The following is a 20,691-nucleotide window of genomic DNA, read 5'->3' on the forward strand; positions in this document are numbered from 1 at the left end:
TTTGTCGAAAGGTTGGATCTCCATGAATACATATCACCCGTTTAGTCTTACCACCCCCTCGGCACTCATGATAGAAGACTGGAACTGTGTGAATCAGCTTAACACAAAGGTCATCGCCGGATTCACAACGAAAAACGGCGGGGTCAGCAATCCTCCGTATGAGTCATTAAATACCGGATTGCACGTCCGGGACGAAGCTCATGATGTTGTGACAAACCGTGAAGTCATAGCGTCCTTATGCGGTACTGATCTGGATTCCTGGGTGTTCGCCGACCAGACACATGAAAACCGCGTCCGGCGCGTGACAGCCGGGGATAAAGGAAAAGGAGCGAGAGACTATTCTTCCGCATTCCGCGGGACGGACGGGCTCTACACGAAAGATGCGAATCTTTTTTTGGCCCTTTGTTTTGCGGACTGTGTGCCCTTGTATTTTTATGACCCGGTGAAATCCATTATCGGCGCTGCCCATGCCGGATGGAAGGGGACGGTCAAACAAATCGGACGCATCATGACGGAACGCTGGGTAAACGAAGAAGGCTCCCGTTTAACAGATATTCAGGCTGTCATCGGTCCGTCCATCAGCGCGGGAAGCTATAAAGTCGACGATCGCGTCATCAATGAAGTGCGGGCGCTGCCTTTTACGGCTGAATCCGCCATATGCGAAACGGAAAAAGGCCAGTACCAGCTTGATTTAAAAGAGGTCAACCGTCTTCTTCTGATACATTGCGGCATTCCGGAAGAAAACATTTCAGTCAGCGGTTTATGCACTGAACGAGAGCGTGAACTATTCTTTTCACACCGCCGCGACAAAGGGAAAACGGGACGCATGATGTCCTTTATCGGATTGAAGGAGGCGTAAGATCTTGCGTGTTGCTGATCAATTACGACATATAAACGAAAGAATAAACGAAGCATGTAACAGATCGGGCCGAAGCCCCGAAGATGTTACCGTCATCGCGGTTACAAAATACGTATCAGCCGAAAGGGCTCAAGAGGCCGTTGATGCCGGTATTACAAGTCTGGGAGAAAACCGGGATGCCGAGCTTATCCATAAGCAGGAAGTCATCAAAGGCAGCCCGGAGTGGCACTTTATCGGCAGTCTTCAGTCCAGAAAGGTGAAGGCCGTCGTTGACCGTGTATCTTATATTCATTCCTTAGACAGACTGTCATTGGCAAAAGAGATTGAAAAACGGGCGCAGCATGCGGTTCGCTGTTTTGTGCAGGTGAATACTTCGCTTGAGCCGTCTAAGCACGGTTTGAAAACAGAGGAGGTCATCCCCTTTATCAGAGAGCTTTCTGAGTTTAGAAACATTTCTGTAGAGGGCCTGATGACGATGGCTCCCCTGACAGACGATACAGAAACGATCAGAGCCTGCTTCCGGCAATTGCGTGATCTGAGGGATCAGGTGCAAAAACTGAATCAGACAAACGCACCGTGCCGGGAATTGTCAATGGGCATGTCAAATGATTATGAAATCGCTGTTGAAGAGGGCGCAACTTTTATCAGAATCGGCTCTTCATTAGTCGGAAATGAACCGGGGGGTGTAAACAAATGAGCATGAAAAATAAACTGAAAAACTTTTTCTCAATGGATGAGGAGGAGTACGAGTACGAATACATTGAAACGGAGCAGGATCATCCGGAAGAGCATGAACAGCAGAAAGATAAACAGCCTGCTTACGCTCAGAAGCCGCAGGGCAAGCAGAACGTAGTAAGCTTGCAAAGTGTTCAGAAATCCTCTAAAGTGGTGTTGAGTGAACCGCGTGTATATGCGGAAGCGCAGGAAATCGCCGATCATTTAAAGAACAGGCGGGCGGTTGTCGTCAATCTGCAGCGCATCCAGCATGATCAGGCGAAAAGAATCGTCGACTTTTTAAGCGGTACCGTCTACGCCATCGGCGGCGACATTCAGAGAATCGGTTCAGATATTTTTCTGTGCACGCCTGATAATGTCGACGTTTCCGGCACGATTTCGGAGCTTATAAATGAAGACGAACATCAGAGGTGGTAAAGCAGGATGATTCTTTATCAAATTTTTTCCGTTCTGAGTTATTTAATTTACATCTATTCGTTTGCCCTGATCATCTATATCTTTATGTCATGGGTGCCGAGTACGAGAGAAACGGCGGTCGGACGGTTTCTCGCAGCGATTTGCGAACCGTATTTAGAGCCGTTCAGAAGGATCATTCCGCCCATTGCCATGCTGGATATATCCCCGATTGTAGCGATTATCGTGCTTCGGTTTGCCACGACGGGACTTTGGGGCCTATACCGCATGATCGCAATGTATACTTGAATGCGACAGTTTGATACGGGCTTGGCACCAGCCAAGCCTCTTTACATAGAAAGGAAAGAACATGAGCGATATTTACCAGCACTTCAGACAAGACGAGCGGCCTTTTATTGATCAGGCGCTTGAATGGAAACAGATTGTCCTGGACCAGTATCGGATGAAGCTGACTGATTTCTTAGATCCCAGAGAACAGGTCATTGTAAAAGCCGTTATCGGCGACGCCTGCGGTCTTGCGTTTTTCGGAGGATATGACAGAGCTGAGCGCAAACGCGCGATTTTATACCCTGAATATATGGAACCTGAACAGGATGATTTTGAGCTTCGGGCTTTTGACGTTCAATACGCTGAAAAATTCGTCAGCATTGACCACCGCTCTCTTCTCGGATCATTAATGGGGATCGGCTTAAAGCGGCAGAAATACGGCGATCTGATTTTCTCAGAGGAAGCCGTGCAGCTGATCGTCTCCGGTGAAATCGCCGATTTTGTCAGCACTCAGCTGACCAAGGCGGGCAAAGCGCCGGTAAAGCTTGAGAAAATCGAGCTTTCCGCTCTTCACATTCCCGCTTCAGATGTCGAAATAAGGGATGACACGGTTTCTTCATTGCGTCTCGACGCCGTCTGCGCTTCAATGAGCAGGCAATCCCGGCAGAAAGCGCAGGCGCTTGTGAAAAACGGGCTCGTTAAGGTGAATTGGAAAGCCATTGAAGATCCGTCTTATCAGGTTGCTGAAGGGGACATGCTCTCGATTCGCGGCTTCGGACGATGCAGTTTGGCAAAAGTTGACGGAAAAACGAAAAAAGACAAATGGAAAGTTACATTTGAACGGCAAAAATGAGTCGTTTTTTCAGTTTTTTTCTCCATCTGTGCCGTATTTGTTTTATAATGTGAACTAGATAACCGTACTGAAATGTAAAAATGGAGGTGGCAATATGCCATTAACGCCGAATGATATCCATAACAAAACGTTTACAAAAGGTTTTCGCGGATATGATGAAGATGAAGTAAATGAATTTTTAATGCAGGTCAGAAAAGATTACGAAATCGCACTCCGTAAAAAAACGGAGCTTGAGGCGAAAGTGAACGAGCTGGACGAAAAAATCGGCCACTTTGCCAATATCGAAGAAACGCTGAATAAATCAATTCTCGTAGCCCAGGAAGCCGCAGAAGACGTAAAGCGCAACTCGCAGAAAGAAGCGAAGCTGATCGTCCGTGAAGCAGAAAAAAATGCTGATCGCATCATCAATGAGTCGCTTTCCAAATCAAGAAAAATCGCAATGGAAATCGAAGAGCTGAAAAAACAGTCTAAAGTCTTCAGAACACGTTTCCAAATGCTGATTGAAGCGCAGCTCGACCTGTTGAAGAACGATGATTGGGATCATCTGCTGGAATACGAAGTCGACGCGGTATTTGAGGAAAAAGAATAATTTTCTGATTTTCTTGACATTCTCCGGCCCGTTCGAATATAATACGTTCATAAATTCAGATGAAAAGACGATTGAAAGGGACCGGCATGACTCAAAACAGGCTATAAAGCGACCCGGGGAAGGTGAAAGCCCGGGATGGCCGGAATCATGCAGATCAGCCCTTTAGTTTCCTTTCTGAACCGAGAGTAGGAAAGGACGTTCCATCACGTTACGATGTTCGAGAGGAAAAGACGGATGATCCGTTTTTTCTAAAAGGGTGGTACCGCGAGATAAGCTTTCTCGTCCCTTATGGGATGAGAGGGCTTTTTTTTATTTTCTGAAAAATGTTGTGGAGGAATGAAAATGGATTACAAAGATACGCTGTTAATGCCGAAAACAGATTTTCCGATGCGCGGAAATCTGCCGAATCGTGAGCCGGACATGCAAAAAGACTGGGAGGAGCAGGACATTTACCGTCTTGTTCAAGAACGGACGAAAGACCGCCCGAAATTCGTGCTGCATGACGGACCTCCTTATGCAAACGGAGACATCCACATGGGCCATGCCCTGAACAAAATCCTGAAAGACTTCATCGTCCGCTATAAATCAATGAGCGGCTACAACGCACCGTACGTGCCGGGCTGGGATACGCACGGACTGCCGATTGAAACGGCGCTGACGAAAAACAAAAAAGTAAACCGGAAAGAAATGTCAGTAGCAGAATTCCGCAAACTATGTGAAGAGTACGCTTGGAAGCAAATCGAGGGACAGCGTGAGCAATTCAAACGTCTTGGTGTCCGCGGTGACTGGGAAAACCCATACGTGACATTAAAACCGGAATACGAAGCGCAGCAAATCCGCGTATTTGGTGAAATGGCAAAACGAGGCTACATTTACAAAGGCCTTAAACCGGTTAACTGGTCACCTTCAAGTGAGTCTGCTCTGGCTGAAGCCGAGATCGAATATCAAGACAAACGTTCAGCATCTATTTACGTCGCTTTTGGTGTAAAAGACGGAAAAGGCGTTCTTGAAAACGGCGAGCGCATCATCATTTGGACAACAACGCCTTGGACAATTCCGGCGAACCTCGGAATCTCAGTGCACCCTGATCTTGAGTACAGCGTGATTGCAGTAGGTGAAGACCGCTTTGTCGTAGCAAGTGCCTTAGTCGAAAGTGTTGCATCAGCATGCGGATTTGATCAGTATGAAGTGACAAGAACGGTCAAAGGAAAAGACCTTGAGAACATTATCGCTGAACACCCGCTATATGGCAGAGACTCTCTCGTTATGCTTGGTGAACACGTAACAACTGATGCCGGAACAGGCTGTGTTCATACAGCGCCAGGACATGGGGAAGATGACTTTATCATTGGCCAAAAATACGGTTTAGATGTGCTTTGCCCGGTCGATGAAAAAGGTGTAATGACAAGCGAAGCTCCTGGGTTTGAAGGCATGTTCTATGATGATGCAAACAAAGCGATCACACAGCAGCTCGATGAAAAAGGCGCACTTGTGAAGCTTGAATTCATTACTCACTCTTATCCGCATGATTGGAGAACAAAAAAACCAACCATTTTCAGAGCGACAGCGCAATGGTTTGCGTCTATTAAAGATTTCAGATCAGACCTGCTGGATGCCATTAAAGAAACCAAATGGGTTCCTGAATGGGGTGAGCAGCGTTTGCACAACATGGTTCGGGACCGCGGAGACTGGTGTATTTCCAGACAGCGTGCGTGGGGTGTGCCGATTCCGGTATTTTACGCTGAAAACGGAGAACCGATTATTACAGATGAAACCATTGAACATGTTTCTGAATTGTTCAGACAGCACGGATCAAACATTTGGTTTGAAAAAGAAGCAAAGGATCTTCTTCCGGAAGGCTTTACGCATCCTGGCAGCCCGAACGGCACATTTACAAAAGAACAGGATATCATGGATGTTTGGTTTGATTCAGGCTCTTCACATCAAGCAGTGCTTGAAGAACGTGATGACCTCGTTCGCCCGGCTGATTTATACCTAGAGGGATCTGACCAATATCGCGGCTGGTTTAACTCTTCTCTTTCTACAGCAGTAGCCGTAACAGGAAAAGCGCCGTATAAAGGTGTGCTCAGCCATGGGTTCGCACTGGATGGAGAAGGACGCAAGATGAGTAAATCAATCGGTAACGTTGTTGTTCCGGCTAAAGTCATGAAACAGCTTGGTGCCGACATCTTAAGATTATGGGTATCGTCAGTGGATTATCAGGCGGACGTTCGCGTGTCTGACGCCATTCTGAAGCAGGTCGCGGAAGTATACCGGAAAGTCCGCAACACGTTCCGCTTCCTTCACGGCAACCTGTTCGATTTCAATCCAAGCGTCAATGCCGTGGATGTAAAAGATCTCCGCGAAGTGGATCAATATATGCTGATCAAGCTGAATAAGCTGATCGATAAGGTGAAAAAAGCGTACGATGAATATGAATTTGCGGTTGTTTATCACAGCATTCACAATTTCTGTACGATCGAGCTCAGCTCCTTCTATCTTGATTTTGCAAAAGATGTTGTGTACATCGAGCATGCGGATCATCCGGACCGCCGCAGCATGCAGACGGTCTTCTATGAAACGCTGCTGGCGTTAGTGAAGCTGACGGCGCCGATTCTCCCGCACACGGCGGATGAAATGTGGTCTCACTTATCATTTGTTGAAGAAGCGAGCGTGCAGCTGACAGATATGCCGGAAACCATTGCTGTTCCGGACAGTCAAGCGACAGAAGAAAAGTTCGACCGCTTCATGGAGCTTCGAAACGACGTGCTGAAAGCTTTGGAAACAGCCCGTAACGAAAAAATTATCGGAAGATCATTGGAAGCGAGCCTGACTTTGTATCCGAACAAAGAAAACCGCGACCTCTTGTCATCCATTAAAGAAAACATCGCGCAGCTGTTTATCGTCTCAGAACTGACAGTAAAAGACGAAAGTGAAGCACCGGAAAACGCGCAAAGCTTCACAACAGGAAAAATGACCGTAGAAAAAGCGGAAGGCCAGATGTGTGAACGTTCCCGCGTAATTTCTAAAGATGTCGGAGCCAATCCGAAATATCCGACATTATCACTGCGCAATGCGGAAATCGTTGAAAAATATTATCAAAAATAATGAATGAGAAAGCGTCCGGTGACAGCCGGGCGCTTTTTTTACATGCCACTAATGTCATCGATTAGAACGACAGGAAAAATCTTATGGGCTTCAAATGGCGCCCTGGGGGCAACAATAAAGCTATAACATCAAGAGCAGGAGTTGTGATGAATGAATGATCAACTGACCGCAATCCACACGGAGCTTCTCATGATGAAAGAAGAACTTCAATCAAGATTATTCGAATATTCTTGCTTTCACATGTCAGCATCTGTTGAACCTTCAATGAACGACCAAGAAGCAACTCTGATCTATCATATAAAAGAAGAACTTCAGGACGTTCTTCTTGCCCTGTCTAAGTTTGAAAACAATATGTACGGTTATTGTGAAAAAACAGGCGACCCCATTCCGATTGAAAAACTTGCGGTGCTGCCGACGGCCAGAACCGCTGATGATTTTTATTATCCCGCTCAATTTGAAAAGAAAACCCTTCCATATTGGGAACCCGGAGATTATGCATATGATCAGGCGCTGTATGAATGACAGCGTCTGTTTGCATGCGCTTATGATCTGCCTTTACTCTGGCATCTTTTACTGATAAAATTCATAAAGGATAAAAGTAACTGTATACTGGAGGAACGTGTGTGCTTTATTATCTAATCGCTCTTTTTATTATTATTGCCGACCAATTGACCAAATGGCTTGTTGTCAGCCATATGGAATTGGGACAAAGCATACCTGTCATCGATCAGGTGCTTTATATCACATCTCATCGCAACACGGGAGCGGCGTGGGGTATTTTAGCCGGCCAAATGTGGTTTTTCTACGTCATTACCATCGCCGTGATTATCGGAATCGTTTATTACATACAGCGTTATGCAAAAGGGCAGATGTTACTCGGAATTTCTCTCGGCTTAATGCTGGGCGGTGCGGCCGGAAACTTTATTGACCGGGCGGCGCGCCAGGAAGTGGTGGATTTTATTCATGTCATCATCGTGGATTATCACTATCCGATATTTAATATCGCGGACTCCTCACTGTGCGTCGGTGTAATACTTTTATTTATTCATATGCTGTTTGACAGCGGGAAAAAGAAGGAGCAATAACATGAATCAATTTGAGATAACCGTTCAGCCTGAACAAAAGAGCGAACGGATTGATAAATTTTTGGCTTCAACGGGAGAAAACTGGTCACGCACTCAAGTGCAGCAATGGGTAAAAGAGGGACTGGTATCCGTTAACGGCAAATCCGTAAAAGCGAATTATAAAATGCAGCCCGGCGATCAGGTAAACGTCACCATTCCTGAACCGGAAGAATTGGACGTGCTTGCAGAACCGATGGATTTGGACATTTACTATGAAGACCAGGATGTCTTGGTTGTGAACAAACCGCGGGGCATGGTTGTACACCCGGCGCCCGGCCATGTGACAGGGACGCTTGTAAACGGACTGATGGCTCACTGCAACGACCTTTCCGGCATTAACGGCGTCATGCGCCCGGGAATCGTCCACCGGATTGATAAAGATACTTCCGGTCTGTTAATGGTCGCTAAAAACGATATGGCGCATGAATCACTCGTTAATCAGCTCGTCAATAAAACCGTGACCAGAAAGTACACAGCGGTTGTCCACGGGGTGATTTCACATGATGACGGAACGATTGACGCTCCGATCGGGAGAGATAAAAAAGACCGTCAAAGCATGACCGTAACAAGAGAAAGCAGCAAAAACGCCGTCACGCATTTCCACGTGCTTGAGCGTTTTCAAGATTTCACGCTCGTAGAGTGCCGGCTTGAGACCGGAAGAACGCATCAGATCCGTGTTCATATGAAATATATCGGGTTTCCTTTGGCGGGCGACCCGAAGTACGGACCGAGAAAAACCATTGATTTCAATGGTCAGGCGCTTCATGCCGGAATATTAGGTTTTGATCATCCGCGGACGGGCGAATACATGGAGTTTGAAGCGCCCCTTCCTGAAGATATGAAAAAACTCATTGAAGATTTAAGAAATAGCCATTGACAGCGACTTTCTTTTCTGAAATAATAAAAACAAGCTGAATAGATTCTTTAACACAGTCCAGAGAGGCTGAGAAGGATAACGGATAGGACAGAAGAGATACGCATGTGTCTTCGTCCTGGAAAGGAACCCCTCTATGCTCTGGCAGGAGGGGTTTTTTCTTCTTATATACGAATGGAGAGGTGTCACGAGTGAATCAAAAAGCTGTTATTCTCGACGAACAGGCGATCAGGCGGGCGCTGACAAGGATAGCCCATGAAATGATCGAACGGAATAAAGGAATGAATGACTGCATTCTTGTAGGAATTAAAACAAGAGGCATTTATTTAGCGAAGCGGCTGGCTGAGCGGATCGAACAGATTGAAGGGAATCCGGTCACCGTCGGGGAAATCGATATCACCCTTTACCGTGACGACCTGACGAAAAAAACGAGCAATGAAGAGCCGCTTGTAAAAGGCGCGGACATTCCGGCCGATATCACAGACCAAAAGGTCATTGTGGTTGATGATGTGCTTTATACCGGCCGGACGGTGAGAGCTGCGATGGATGCCCTCGTTGATGTCGGACGGCCGTCATCGATACAGCTTGCCGTGCTTGTCGACAGAGGGCACCGGGAGCTGCCGATCAGAGCGGACTATATCGGGAAAAACATTCCGACCTCAAAAGCTGAAAAAGTGATGGTTCAGCTGAGCGAAGTTGATCAGACTGATATGGTCGCCATTTACGAAAATGAATAATCACCCTTTTTAAATGCATTCCAGAGAGTTTGCAAAGAGGATTTTAAAACACAAAGCCGGGCGGATCGACGCGGCCGGGTTTTGTATGCCTCTTTGCGCAAAAAGCAAAGAGGTTTTTTTATACCATTTGAAAGTCAACCGGGAGGAAAACGCCATGAGTAAGAAAAAAGTAAACCTGGGAGTCAGGGATGTCCCCAATCCATTGTCCTGGCTGTCATTCAGCCTGCAGCATTTATTCGCCATGTTCGGTTCAACCATACTCGTGCCGAAACTGGTCGGAATGAGCCCGGCAGTGGCGCTTGTCACGAGCGGAATCGGGACACTCGCCTATCTCTTGGTGACAAAAGGCCAGATTCCCGCTTATCTCGGCTCATCATTCGCCTTTATATCACCGATTATCTTGGTGAAGGCGACGGGAGGGCCGGGGGCTGCCATGGTCGGCGCTTTCCTGGCGGGAATTGTGTACGGCCTGATCGCGCTTCTCATCAGGCAGCTTGGAACGGGGTGGCTGATGAAGCTGCTGCCCCCGGTGGTCGTCGGGCCGGTCATCATCGTCATCGGCCTCGGACTGGCAAGCACAGCCGTCAATATGGCAATGTATGCCGATCCGAATGCAAAGGAACTCGTCTACAGCTTGAAACATTTCAGTGTAGCCGGCGTCACTTTGGCAATCACCATTATTTGCGCCATCTTTTTACGAGGATTTTTAAGCCTGATTCCGGTATTGATCGGCATTATAGGCGGCTATCTGTTTGCGCTGACACAGGGCATCGTCAATTTTCAGCCGGTCATTGATGCAAAGTGGTTCGCCGTTCCTGAATTTATCATCCCTTTCAAAGACTATACGCCGTCAGTGACATTGGGCATTGCGGCTGCGATGGTGCCGGTCGCTTTCGTGACGATGTCAGAACATATCGGCCACCAAATGGTGCTGAGTAAAGTCGTCGGACAGGATTTCATTAAAAAGCCGGGACTGCACCGCTCCATAATGGGGGACAGCGTAGCGACGATTATCGCTTCGTTAATCGGCGGCCCGCCGACGACGACATACGGCGAGAACATCGGAGTACTGGCAATTACGAGAGTTTTCAGCGTCTTTGTCATCGGTGGCGCGGGTGTGATTGCGCTGTGCTTCGGATTTATCGGAAAAGTATCAGCGCTGATCAGCTCTGTTCCGTCCGCGGTTATGGGAGGCGTTTCCTTCCTGCTCTTCGGAATTATCGCCTCCAGCGGCTTAAGAATGCTGATTGACAACAACATTGATTATGAAAACAAGAGAAATTTAATTATCACATCCGTCATCCTCGTGATCGGCGTCGGAGGGGCTTTTATTCAAGTATCAAAAGGCGGGTTCCAAATATCCGGCATGGCGCTTGCGGCAATCGTCGGAGTCATCCTGAACCTTATCCTGCCGCATGCAAATGAAGAAGACGCGATTGCATCAGAAAAACAAAATCATATATAAAACCTTTTAAAGAAAGTCCAGAGAGGCTTGGAAGGGTTATAACGGGAAGAAGCTGTACCTGCTTCTCTCTTTAACCGCACCCCGAGTCTATAGACCGGGGTGTTTTTTACGGCCTTCAAGCGGAAACGGAGGAGAAAAACATGAATCATTTAACGGCGATGTCTGAACTGAGCGCGGCTGAAATTACAGAACTGCTGCGTGAGGCAAAAGCAATAAAAGAGGGAACAGTCCGCCATGATCTCGCGGGAAAATTTGTTGCGAATCTGTTTTTTGAACCGAGCACGAGAACGCGGTTCAGCTTTGAAGTGGCGGAAAAGAAACTCGGAATGAACGTGCTCAGCTTAGACGATACGAGCACAAGCGTTCAAAAAGGCGAGTCCTTATATGACACGGTCAAAACACTGGAATCAATCGGAGCGGACGCCTGCGTCATCAGGCACAGCACGGATGAATATTACAAAGATCTGACCGGCAGAGTCAATATTCCGATCTTAAACGCCGGCGACGGCTGCGGCCAGCACCCGACTCAGTCATTACTCGATTTAATGACGATTCAAGAGGAATTTGAGACCTTTCAGGGCCTGACGGTTTCCATTCATGGCGATATCAAACACAGCAGGGTGGCAAGGTCGAATGCCGAGGTGCTGACAAGGCTCGGCGCACGTGTGCTGTTTTCTGGTCCGCCGCAATGGCAGGATGAGAAAAACGCCTTCGGCACCTGTGTTCAGACGGATGAAGCCATACAAGCTTCAGATGTGGTCATGCTGCTCCGCATCCAAAATGAAAGGCATCAGACAGAAGCCGACCAAAAAGGCTACCTGGAAGCATACGGGCTGACCGCAAAGCGGGCGGAGAGCATGAAGCGGCATGCCATCATCATGCATCCCGCACCGGTGAACAGAGGAGTCGAAATTGACACAACATTAGTGGAATGCGGAAAATCAAGAATCTTTAAACAAATGGAAAATGGCGTGTATATCAGAATGGCAGTCTTAAAAAGAGCACTGCAAACCAATGTGAAAAGGGGAGAAGCGGCTTATGTCTTATCTCATTAAAAACGGCTGGATGTTAAATGAACAGGGAGAAAAAGTGGCACAGGATATCCGGGTAACGGGTGAATTCATTTCGGAAACCGGGCTTCTGACAGCGAAAGACGGAGAAACGGTGATCGACGCTGAGGGACTGTTCGTTTCACCGGGGCTCGTAGACCTTCATGTCCACTTCAGAGAACCGGGCGGCGAGAAAAAAGAAACCATTGAGACGGGCTCTAAAGCCGCGGCGCGGGGCGGCTTTACCACAGTCGCAGCCATGCCGAATACAAGGCCGGTGCCGGATACGAAAGAGCAGATGGAATGGCTGCAAAACCGGATCAAAGAAACCTCATCTGTCAGGGTTCTTCCTTACGCATCCATTACGATCAGACAAACCGGCGAAGAAATGACAGATTTTAAGGCGCTTCATGAAGCCGGCGCATTCGCCTTCACCGATGACGGCGTCGGCGTTCAGACGGCCGGAATGATGTATGAAGCCATGAAACGGGCGGCTTCAATGAATAAAGCGATTGTCGCTCATTGTGAGGATAACTCACTTATTTACGGAGGGAGCGTGCATGAAGGATCTTTTTCAAAAGCGAACGGCCTGAACGGCATACCTTCCATTTGTGAAGCGGTACATATCGCCCGTGACGTCCTGCTGGCGGAAGCGGCGGGCTGCCATTACCACGTGTGTCATATCAGCACGAAAGAATCCGTCAGAGCCGTAAGAGACGCAAAAAAAGCGGGAATCCGCGTGACGGCGGAAGTGTCGCCGCACCACCTGCTGCTTTGTGACGAAGATATCCCGGGACTTGATACCAATTTTAAAATGAATCCGCCGCTTCGCAGCAAAGAGGACAGAGAGGCGCTGATTGAAGGGCTTTTAGACGGTACGATTGATTTCATCGCCACTGACCATGCGCCGCATACAGAAGAAGAGAAAAACACGGACATGAAGCTTGCGCCTTTCGGGATCGTCGGTTTAGAAACAGCCTTTCCGCTTCTGTACACACATTTTGTGAAAAACGGGGAGTGGACGCTGAAGCAGCTGGTTGATTTCATGACGGTAAAACCTTGCGAGGCATTCGCTCTTCCGTACGGAACGCTTGCACCGGGGGCGCCGGCTGACATCACCCTGATTGATCTGGAAAAAGAAGCAGCCATTGACAAAGATACATTTTTATCTAAAGGAAAAAATACGCCATTCAACAAGATGAAGTGCTTCGGCTGGCCTGTTGCAACGATGGCTGCCGGTAAGCTTGCATACGAAGAAGGGAGACTCGTCAAATGAAAAGAAGACTAGTGCTGGAAAATGGAGCGGTATTTGAGGGTGAAGCATTCGGGAGCCTGGAGCATACCGCGGGTGAAGTCGTATTCAACACGGGAATGACCGGTTATCAGGAAATTTTATCAGACCCTTCTTACTGCGGGCAGATCGTGACGCTGACGTATCCACTGATCGGCAACTACGGAATTAACAGAGATGACTTTGAATCCATCACTCCTTTTGTAAAAGGGCTGATCGTAAAAGAACTGTGCGAGCTGCCTTCCAACTGGCGTTCGGCTTACACGCTTGACGAGTATTTGAAAATGAAAAATATCCCCGGCTTACAAGGGATTGACACGAGAAAGCTCACAAGAATGATCCGCACGGCCGGCGCATTAAAAGGAACGTTTGCTTCAAGTGAGGAGAATGTCGGAGAGGTTCTTGCAAGGCTGAAAGAAACGGAACTGCCGAGAAATCAAGTCGCTCAAGTATCTGCGAAAACGGCATATCCGAGTCCGGGCCGCGGCAAACGCATCGTACTCGTCGATTTCGGTATGAAGCACGGCATTTTAAGAGAGTTAAACAAAAGAAAATGCGATGTCATCGTTGTGCCGTACAATGTAACGGCGGAAGAAGTGCTTCAGCTCAAGCCGGACGGCATCATGCTTTCTAACGGACCCGGAGATCCGAAAGATGTGCCGGAAGCCATTGAAATGATAAAAGGCATACTCGGGAAGGTGCCGTTATTCGGAATCTGCCTCGGCCACCAATTATTTGCGCTGGCATCCGGAGCGGAAACGGAAAAAATGAAATTCGGACACAGGGGTTCTAATCATCCGGTTAAAGAGCTTGCGACAGGGAAAGTCGCTTTAACCGCTCAAAACCACGGATATACAGTTTCTTCAATAGATGAGACAGAGCTTGAAGTGACGCACATTGCGATCAATGATCAAACGATCGAAGGACTCAAGCATAAAACATTGCCGGCATTTACGGTTCAGTACCACCCTGAAGCTTCACCGGGACCGGAAGACGCCAATCATTTATTTGACAGATTCATTGACTTGATCGAAACAACTGAGAAAGAAGGGGAAGCGGTATGCCAAAACGCGTAGATATTAAAAAGATTTTAGTGATCGGATCAGGCCCGATTATTATCGGACAGGCGGCGGAATTTGATTATGCGGGCACACAGGCGTGTCTCGCTTTAAAGGAAGAAGGCTATGAAGTTATTCTCGTCAACTCGAATCCGGCAACGATTATGACGGATACGGAAATGGCTGATCGGGTATACATAGAACCGCTGACGCCGGAGTTTCTCACGCGTATTATCAGAAAAGAACGGCCGGACGCCATCCTGCCGACTCTGGGAGGACAGACCGGACTGAATCTTGCCGTCGAGCTGTCTGAACTCGGGGTTCTTGAGGAATGCGGGGTGGAAGTGCTCGGCACAAAGCTGTCCGCCATCCAGCAGGCGGAAGACCGCGACTTATTCCGTACGCTGATGAATGAGCTGAATGAACCGGTGCCGGAAAGTGAGATCATCCGCACTTTACAGGAAGCCGAGGAATTTGTCGGCCGGATCGGGTTTCCGGTTATCGTGCGCCCCGCTTACACATTAGGCGGAACGGGCGGCGGCATCTGCTCGGATGAAGCAGAACTGAAAGAGATCGTCGAAAACGGATTAAAACTCAGCCCCGTCCATCAGTGCCTTCTGGAAAAAAGCATTGCCGGTTACAAAGAGATCGAATATGAAGTCATGAGAGACAGCAGAGATCACGCGATCGTCGTCTGCAACATGGAAAATATCGATCCGGTCGGCATCCATACGGGCGACAGCATCGTCGTTGCCCCGAGCCAGACTTTGAGCGACCGGGAATATCAGCTTTTGCGCAATGTTTCATTAAAGCTGATCCGCGCGCTCGGCATTGAAGGCGGCTGTAATGTTCAGCTCGCGCTCGATCCCGACAGCTTCCAATATTACATTATCGAAGTGAATCCGCGGGTGAGCCGCTCATCTGCCCTCGCTTCAAAAGCGACGGGTTACCCGATCGCAAAGCTTGCGGCGAAAATCGCAGTCGGGCTTTCTCTTGATGAAATGATGAATCCCGTAACGGGAAAAACATATGCGGCTTTTGAGCCCGCGCTTGACTATGTCGTTTCTAAAATCCCGCGCTGGCCGTTCGACAAATTTGAGTCGGCAAACCGCAGGCTCGGGACGCAAATGAAAGCCACCGGAGAGGTCATGGCCATCGGGCGCACCCTTGAAGAATCGCTGTTAAAGGCGGTCCGCTCACTTGAAGCCGATGTCTATCACCTGGAACTGAAGGATGCGGAAGAGATTTCTGACGGACTTTTGGAAAAACGGATCAGAAAAGCCGGGGATGAACGGCTGTTTTATCTTGCTGAAGCGTTCAGAAGAGGCTATACAGTGGAGCAGCTTCATGAGTTTTCCGCAATTGACGTATTCTTTTTGCACAAGCTCTGTAAGCTGGTCGCTTTTGAAACAGAGCTGAAAGCGGAAAAAGGCAGCCTCGCCGTCCTTCAGACAGCGAAGGAACTCGGTTTCTCCGACAAATATATCAGCCGGGAATGGAATATGCCGGAACAAGAGCTGTATCAAATGCGAAAAGAAGCAGCCATCAAGCCTGTATATAAAATGGTGGATACATGCGCGGCGGAATTCGAATCAGAAACCCCGTACTTCTACAGCACATATGAGGAAGAAAATGAGTCTGAGGTTACATCAAGAAAAAGCGTCGTCGTCCTCGGCTCCGGCCCGATCCGCATCGGACAGGGCGTCGAATTTGACTATGCGACCGTTCATTCTGTCTGGGCCATCAAACAGGCAGGCTATGAAGCGATTATTATCAACAACAACCCTGAGACGGTGTCCACTGATTTCAGCATATCAGACAAACTGTATTTTGAACCGCTGACGGTTGAAGATGTCATGCATATCATTGATTTGGAGCAGCCGGAAGGCGTTGTCGTCCAATTCGGCGGCCAGACGGCGATCAATCTTGCGGAAGAATTGAGCGCCCGCGGCGTCAAAATCCTCGGCACATCACTTGAAGATTTAGACCGTGCGGAAGACCGGGATAAGTTCGAGCAGGCGCTTGAGGCGCTGAATGTGCCGCAGCCGCTCGGAAAAACCGCCGTATCGGTGAACGAAGCGGTCAAAATTGCCGCATCCATCGGCTATCCGGTACTTGTCCGCCCTTCGTATGTGCTCGGCGGCCGGGCGATGGAAATCGTCTATCACGAAGAAGAGCTGCTTCACTATATGAAAAATGCGGTCAAAATCAACCCGCAGCATCCGGTGTTAATCGACCGTTATCTGACGGGGAAAGAAATCGAAGTCGATGCCGTATCTGACGGCGAAACAGTCGTTATTCCGGGAATTATGGAGCATATCGAGCGGGCCGGCGTCCATTCAGGGGATTCAATCGCCGTCTATCCGCCTCAGTCTTTAAGCGAAGACATTAAGAAAAAAATCGAACAATACACTGTAGCCTTGGCAAAAGGCCTTAACATCATCGGGTTGCTGAACATCCAGTTCGTACTGTCGCAAGGTGAAGTGTATGTGCTTGAGGTAAATCCGCGGTCAAGCAGAACCGTGCCGTTCTTAAGCAAAATCACAAAGATTCCGATGGCGAATCTGGCGACAAAGGTCATTCTCGGCCAAAAGCTTGCTGATTTCGGCTATCAAGAGGGGCTGCAGCCTGAACAGCAGGGGGTATTCGTGAAAGCGCCTGTCTTCTCATTCGCGAAGCTGAGAAGAGTAGATATTACGTTAGGCCCTGAAATGAAGTCGACGGGAGAGGTCATGGGCAAAGATTCAACCCTGGAAAAAGCGCTCTATAAAGCGCTGATTGCCTCTGGCATTCAAATCCCGAACTACGGCTCAGTGCTGTTGACTGTTGCCGATAAAGATAAAGAAGAAGGACTGCTGATCGCGAAGCGGTTCCACGCCATCGGCTATAAAATCTTGGCGACGGAAGGAACAGCGGCTTATTTGAAAGACGCTCAGATTCCGGCTCAGGTCGTCGGAAAAATCGGCGAAGAAGGGAAAAATCTGCTCGATGTCATCAGAAACGGCGAAGCGCAATTTGTCATCAATACGCTGACAAAAGGCAAACAGCCGGCCAGAGACGGCTTCAGAATCCGCCGCGAATCCGTTGAGAACGGAGTCGCCTGCCTGACATCTTTAGATACGGCCGAAGCCATTTTGCGGGTACTGGAAAGCATGACATTCCGGGCGGATCATATGCCTGCATCCAAAACCAATCCAAAGGCGGCCGTTACGGTATGAAGAAAGCGCACTTGACTGTTCAATCCAACTCAGAAATTGCCGACCGGATTTATAAGATGGTGCTGAAAGGAGAGCTTGTCCGGCACCTTACCGAGCCGGGTCAATTTCTACATCTGAAGGTGAGTGACGCGGTCACGCCGCTATTAAGAAGACCGCTCAGCATTGCGGACGTCAATTTCGCCGCGGATGAAGTATCCGTTATCTACAGAGCTGACGGTGAGGGAACGCGTCTTTTGGCCGGGAAAAAAGAGGGCGGCAGGATAGACGTTCTCGGCCCTCTCGGCAACGGATTCCCCGTCCGGCGGATTGAACCCGGCAAAACCGCGCTGTTAGTCGGAGGCGGAGTGGGGGTTCCGCCTTTGCAGGAACTGTCAAAGCGTCTGACGGAAAAAGGCGTAAACGTCATTCATGTGCTTGGATTTCAATCAGCAAAGGATGTTTTTTACGAACAGGAATGTCGTGCGTACGGAGACACCTATGTGGCGACGGCTGACGGAACATATGGAGAGAAAGGGTTTGTCACCGATGTCATCCGTGAAAAGCAGCTCGAATTCGATGTCCTGCTAAGCTGCGGACCGACACCGATGCTGAAAGCTCTGAAGCAGCAGTACGGCCATAAAGAGGTTTATCTTTCGATGGAAGAGCGGATGGGCTGCGGCATCGGAGCCTGCTTCGCCTGCGTGTGCCGCACGGGTGAAAGCGATACATCCTATGTAAAGGTCTGCCTTGACGGGCCGGTATTTAAAGCTGAGGAGGTGGCGCTGTAATGTTAGAGGTGAATCTGCCGGGTCTCCAATTGAAAAACCCGATCATCCCCGCTTCCGGATGTTTCGGTTTCGGGAAAGAATATGCCGGATTTTACGATTTATCATGCCTCGGAGGCATTATGATTAAAGCCACGACGAACGAAGCCCGCTTCGGAAATCCGACGCCGAGAGTGGCGGAGACAAGCGCGGGAATGCTGAATGCCATCGGACTGCAAAATCCCGGCCTTGAGCATGTGCTCAATCATGAGCTGCCTTGGCTCGAACAATTTGACACGCCGATTATCGCAAATGTCGCGGGTTCTCAGGTGGACGACTATAAAGAAGTGGCCGAGCACATCAGCCAAGCGCCGAATGTGCATGCGCTTGAGCTTAACATTTCATGTCCGAATGTCAAAACGGGGGGGATTGCTTTTGGTACTGATCCCGTCATGGCGGCCGAACTGACAAAAGCGGTGAAAGAAGTTTCCGCAGTGCCTGTGTATGTGAAGCTTTCGCCTAATGTCGCAAACATAACCGAGATTGCCAAAGCGATTGAAGCGGCCGGTGCTGACGGTCTGACGATGATTAATACACTCATCGGGATGAGGCTCGATCTCAAGACGGGACGGCCGATCTTAGCAAATAAAACGGGCGGACTGTCAGGCCCGGCGATCAAACCGGTCGCCATCCGGATGGTATACGAAGTCAGCCAGGCCGTTCATATCCCGATTATCGGGATGGGCGGCGTTCAGACCGCAGAGGATGCATTAGAATTTCTTCTTGCGGGAGCGAGTGCGGTTGCCGTCGGCACGGCAAACTTCGTCAATCCGTTCGTCTGCCCGGAAATCATAGAACAGCTCCCCCGTGTGCTGCGTCAATACGGCTTTCAATCTGTAAGTGAATGCATCGGAAGGAGCTGGAAACATGAAAAACAACCTGCCCATCATCGCGCTTGATTTTGCATCAGGGGAAGAGACTTTAACGTTTTTAGACTTGTTTGAAAAGGAAAGGCTTTTTGTCAAAACGGGGATGGAACTTTTTTATCAGGAAGGCCCCGCCATCATTCACCAATTAAAAGAACGGAACTGTGATATATTTTTAGATTTAAAGCTTCATGATATCCCGACTACGGTCAATAAAGCGATGAAGCGGCTGGCCGGCCTCGGCGTTGATCTCGTCAATGTGCATGCGGCAGGGGGCGCACGCATGATGCGTGCGGCCCTTGAGGGACTTGAAGAAGGCACGCCGGCAGGCAGAAAACGCCCGTCTTTAATCGCGGTGACTCAGCTGACCAGCACTTCAGAGCAGGTGGCGAAGGAAGAGCTTCTGCTGCATAAGCCGCTGTTAGAAACGGTTGTGCATTACGGCAAAATGGCGGAAGAGTGCGGGCTGGACGGAGTGGTATGTTCGGTACATGAAACAAAAGCCATTTATGAAGCGGTCCGGCCTTCATTTCTGACAGTCACACCAGGCATCCGCACGGCCAGTGACGCAGCTGACGATCAAGTCCGGACGGCGACTCCGTCATTTGCGAAAGAAAACGGTTCGTCAGCCATCGTCGTGGGCCGCTCAATTACAAAAGCGGAAAACCCCGTTGAAGCATATGAAGCAATTAAACTGGAATGGGAGGGCGTTCGCCGATGAAACAGGCTATCGCAAAACATCTATTACACATTGAAGCTGTCTTTTTACGCCCGAATGAGCCGTTTACGTGGGCGAGCGGCATTTTATCACCGATCTATTGTGACAACCGTCTGACATTGTCGTATCCAAAAGTGAGAAATGATGTGGCGGACGGGCTCGGCAAACTGCTGAAAGAGCATTTCCCCGAGGCGGAGATGATCGCGGGCACTGCAACGGCGGGCATTCCGCATGCTGCGCTTCTAGCAGATCGTACAGGCGCGCCGATGTGCTACGTCAGAAGCAAACCGAAAGCGCACGGCAAAGGAAATCAAATAGAAGGCGCCATTAAAAAAGGGCAAAAAACAGTCGTGATTGAAGACTTGATTTCTACCGGGGGCAGCGTGCTTGAAGCTGCGGCGGCCCTTCAAAGAGAGGGCGCGGAAGTCCTCGGCGTCATTTCCATTTTTACATACGGACTGCCGAAAGCAAAAGAAGCCTTTAAAAAAGCGGGTCTTCCTTATTACTCGTTAACGGATTATGACACGCTGATTGAAGTCGCGCTTGAAAACGGAACGATTCATTCAGATGACATTGAGAAACTGAAATCATGGAAACAGAATCCCGAGTCAAAAGATTGGTTTAAAAAATAATGACAATAAAAACAGGCCTCAGGGCCTGTTT

The 20,691-nt window shown here is 48.9% G+C and carries 20 protein-coding genes and 1 other annotated feature; all 20 genes read left to right on the forward strand.

Annotated features, from left to right (window positions below; genetic code table 11):
• Positions 1-22: 22 nt before the first annotated feature.
• Positions 23-859, forward strand: a complete 837-nt coding sequence (gene pgeF / locus ACKTRM_RS07725) for a peptidoglycan editing factor PgeF (protein ID WP_012117510.1) — start codon at positions 23-25, stop codon at positions 857-859.
• Between the two features lie 4 nt (positions 860-863).
• Positions 864-1,556, forward strand: coding sequence for a YggS family pyridoxal phosphate-dependent enzyme (locus ACKTRM_RS07730; protein WP_012117511.1), 693 nt, complete (start codon positions 864-866; stop codon positions 1,554-1,556).
• On the forward strand, positions 1,553-2,011 hold the full coding sequence (gene sepF / locus ACKTRM_RS07735; protein WP_007409719.1) for a cell division protein SepF: 459 nt from the start codon (positions 1,553-1,555) through the stop codon (positions 2,009-2,011). Before ACKTRM_RS07730 ends, sepF begins: the two co-directional genes overlap by 4 nt.
• Before the next feature lie 6 nt (positions 2,012-2,017).
• A complete protein-coding gene (locus ACKTRM_RS07740; protein WP_003154408.1) occupies positions 2,018-2,296 on the forward strand; it encodes a YggT family protein in 279 nt (92 codons plus the stop codon).
• Between the two features lie 61 nt (positions 2,297-2,357).
• Positions 2,358-3,128, forward strand: coding sequence for an RNA-binding protein (locus ACKTRM_RS07745; RefSeq protein ID WP_007409722.1), 771 nt, complete (start codon positions 2,358-2,360; stop codon positions 3,126-3,128).
• A gap of 94 nt (positions 3,129-3,222) precedes the next feature.
• Positions 3,223-3,717 carry a septum site-determining protein DivIVA gene (gene divIVA, locus ACKTRM_RS07750; protein ID WP_003154406.1) on the forward strand — a complete coding sequence of 165 codons (495 nt, stop codon included), beginning with the start codon at positions 3,223-3,225 and terminating at the stop codon, positions 3,715-3,717.
• A gap of 61 nt (positions 3,718-3,778) precedes the next feature.
• Positions 3,779-4,007 (forward strand) — a binding site (T-box leader).
• Between the two features lie 52 nt (positions 4,008-4,059).
• Positions 4,060-6,825, forward strand: coding sequence for an isoleucine--tRNA ligase (ileS, locus tag ACKTRM_RS07755; protein ID WP_012117512.1), 2,766 nt, complete (start codon positions 4,060-4,062; stop codon positions 6,823-6,825).
• 150 nt (positions 6,826-6,975) lie between these two features.
• Positions 6,976-7,347, forward strand: coding sequence for a TraR/DksA family transcriptional regulator (locus tag ACKTRM_RS07760; protein WP_012117513.1), 372 nt, complete (start codon positions 6,976-6,978; stop codon positions 7,345-7,347).
• A 101-nt stretch (positions 7,348-7,448) separates the two neighbouring features.
• The gene (gene lspA, locus ACKTRM_RS07765; protein WP_003154398.1) at positions 7,449-7,910 is read left to right on the forward strand and encodes a signal peptidase II; all 462 of its coding nucleotides are present in this window, start codon (positions 7,449-7,451) and stop codon (positions 7,908-7,910) included.
• Position 7,911: 1 nt separating this feature from the next.
• On the forward strand, positions 7,912-8,826 hold the full coding sequence (locus tag ACKTRM_RS07770) for an RluA family pseudouridine synthase (protein ID WP_007409726.1): 915 nt from the start codon (positions 7,912-7,914) through the stop codon (positions 8,824-8,826).
• A 188-nt stretch (positions 8,827-9,014) separates the two neighbouring features.
• A complete protein-coding gene (pyrR, locus tag ACKTRM_RS07775; RefSeq protein WP_003154392.1) occupies positions 9,015-9,560 on the forward strand; it encodes a bifunctional pyrimidine operon transcriptional regulator/uracil phosphoribosyltransferase in 546 nt (181 codons plus the stop codon).
• 154 nt (positions 9,561-9,714) lie between these two features.
• The gene (gene pyrP, locus ACKTRM_RS07780) at positions 9,715-11,025 is read left to right on the forward strand and encodes a uracil permease PyrP (protein WP_012117514.1); all 1,311 of its coding nucleotides are present in this window, start codon (positions 9,715-9,717) and stop codon (positions 11,023-11,025) included.
• A gap of 140 nt (positions 11,026-11,165) precedes the next feature.
• The gene (locus ACKTRM_RS07785; protein ID WP_012117515.1) at positions 11,166-12,080 is read left to right on the forward strand and encodes an aspartate carbamoyltransferase catalytic subunit; all 915 of its coding nucleotides are present in this window, start codon (positions 11,166-11,168) and stop codon (positions 12,078-12,080) included.
• On the forward strand, positions 12,064-13,350 hold the full coding sequence (locus ACKTRM_RS07790; RefSeq protein WP_012117516.1) for a dihydroorotase: 1,287 nt from the start codon (positions 12,064-12,066) through the stop codon (positions 13,348-13,350). Before ACKTRM_RS07785 ends, ACKTRM_RS07790 begins: the two co-directional genes overlap by 17 nt.
• Complete coding sequence (locus ACKTRM_RS07795; protein ID WP_007409730.1) at positions 13,347-14,441, forward strand: carbamoyl phosphate synthase small subunit; 1,095 nt, start codon at positions 13,347-13,349, stop codon at positions 14,439-14,441. Before ACKTRM_RS07790 ends, ACKTRM_RS07795 begins: the two co-directional genes overlap by 4 nt.
• A complete protein-coding gene (gene carB, locus ACKTRM_RS07800; RefSeq protein ID WP_012117517.1) occupies positions 14,426-17,641 on the forward strand; it encodes a carbamoyl-phosphate synthase (glutamine-hydrolyzing) large subunit in 3,216 nt (1,071 codons plus the stop codon). Before ACKTRM_RS07795 ends, carB begins: the two co-directional genes overlap by 16 nt.
• The gene (locus tag ACKTRM_RS07805; protein ID WP_012117518.1) at positions 17,638-18,408 is read left to right on the forward strand and encodes a dihydroorotate dehydrogenase electron transfer subunit; all 771 of its coding nucleotides are present in this window, start codon (positions 17,638-17,640) and stop codon (positions 18,406-18,408) included. Before carB ends, ACKTRM_RS07805 begins: the two co-directional genes overlap by 4 nt.
• The gene (locus tag ACKTRM_RS07810; protein WP_012117519.1) at positions 18,408-19,343 is read left to right on the forward strand and encodes a dihydroorotate dehydrogenase; all 936 of its coding nucleotides are present in this window, start codon (positions 18,408-18,410) and stop codon (positions 19,341-19,343) included. Before ACKTRM_RS07805 ends, ACKTRM_RS07810 begins: the two co-directional genes overlap by 1 nt.
• Complete coding sequence (gene pyrF, locus ACKTRM_RS07815) at positions 19,312-20,031, forward strand: orotidine-5'-phosphate decarboxylase (protein ID WP_023356886.1); 720 nt, start codon at positions 19,312-19,314, stop codon at positions 20,029-20,031. The genes ACKTRM_RS07810 and pyrF overlap by 32 nt, the downstream gene beginning before the upstream one ends.
• A complete protein-coding gene (gene pyrE, locus ACKTRM_RS07820; protein ID WP_023356887.1) occupies positions 20,028-20,660 on the forward strand; it encodes an orotate phosphoribosyltransferase in 633 nt (210 codons plus the stop codon). Before pyrF ends, pyrE begins: the two co-directional genes overlap by 4 nt.
• Positions 20,661-20,691 lie beyond the last annotated feature (31 nt).

The organism is Bacillus sp. D7-8, from assembly GCF_052055895.1.
Lineage (GTDB): Bacteria > Bacillota > Bacilli > Bacillales > Bacillaceae > Bacillus > Bacillus velezensis.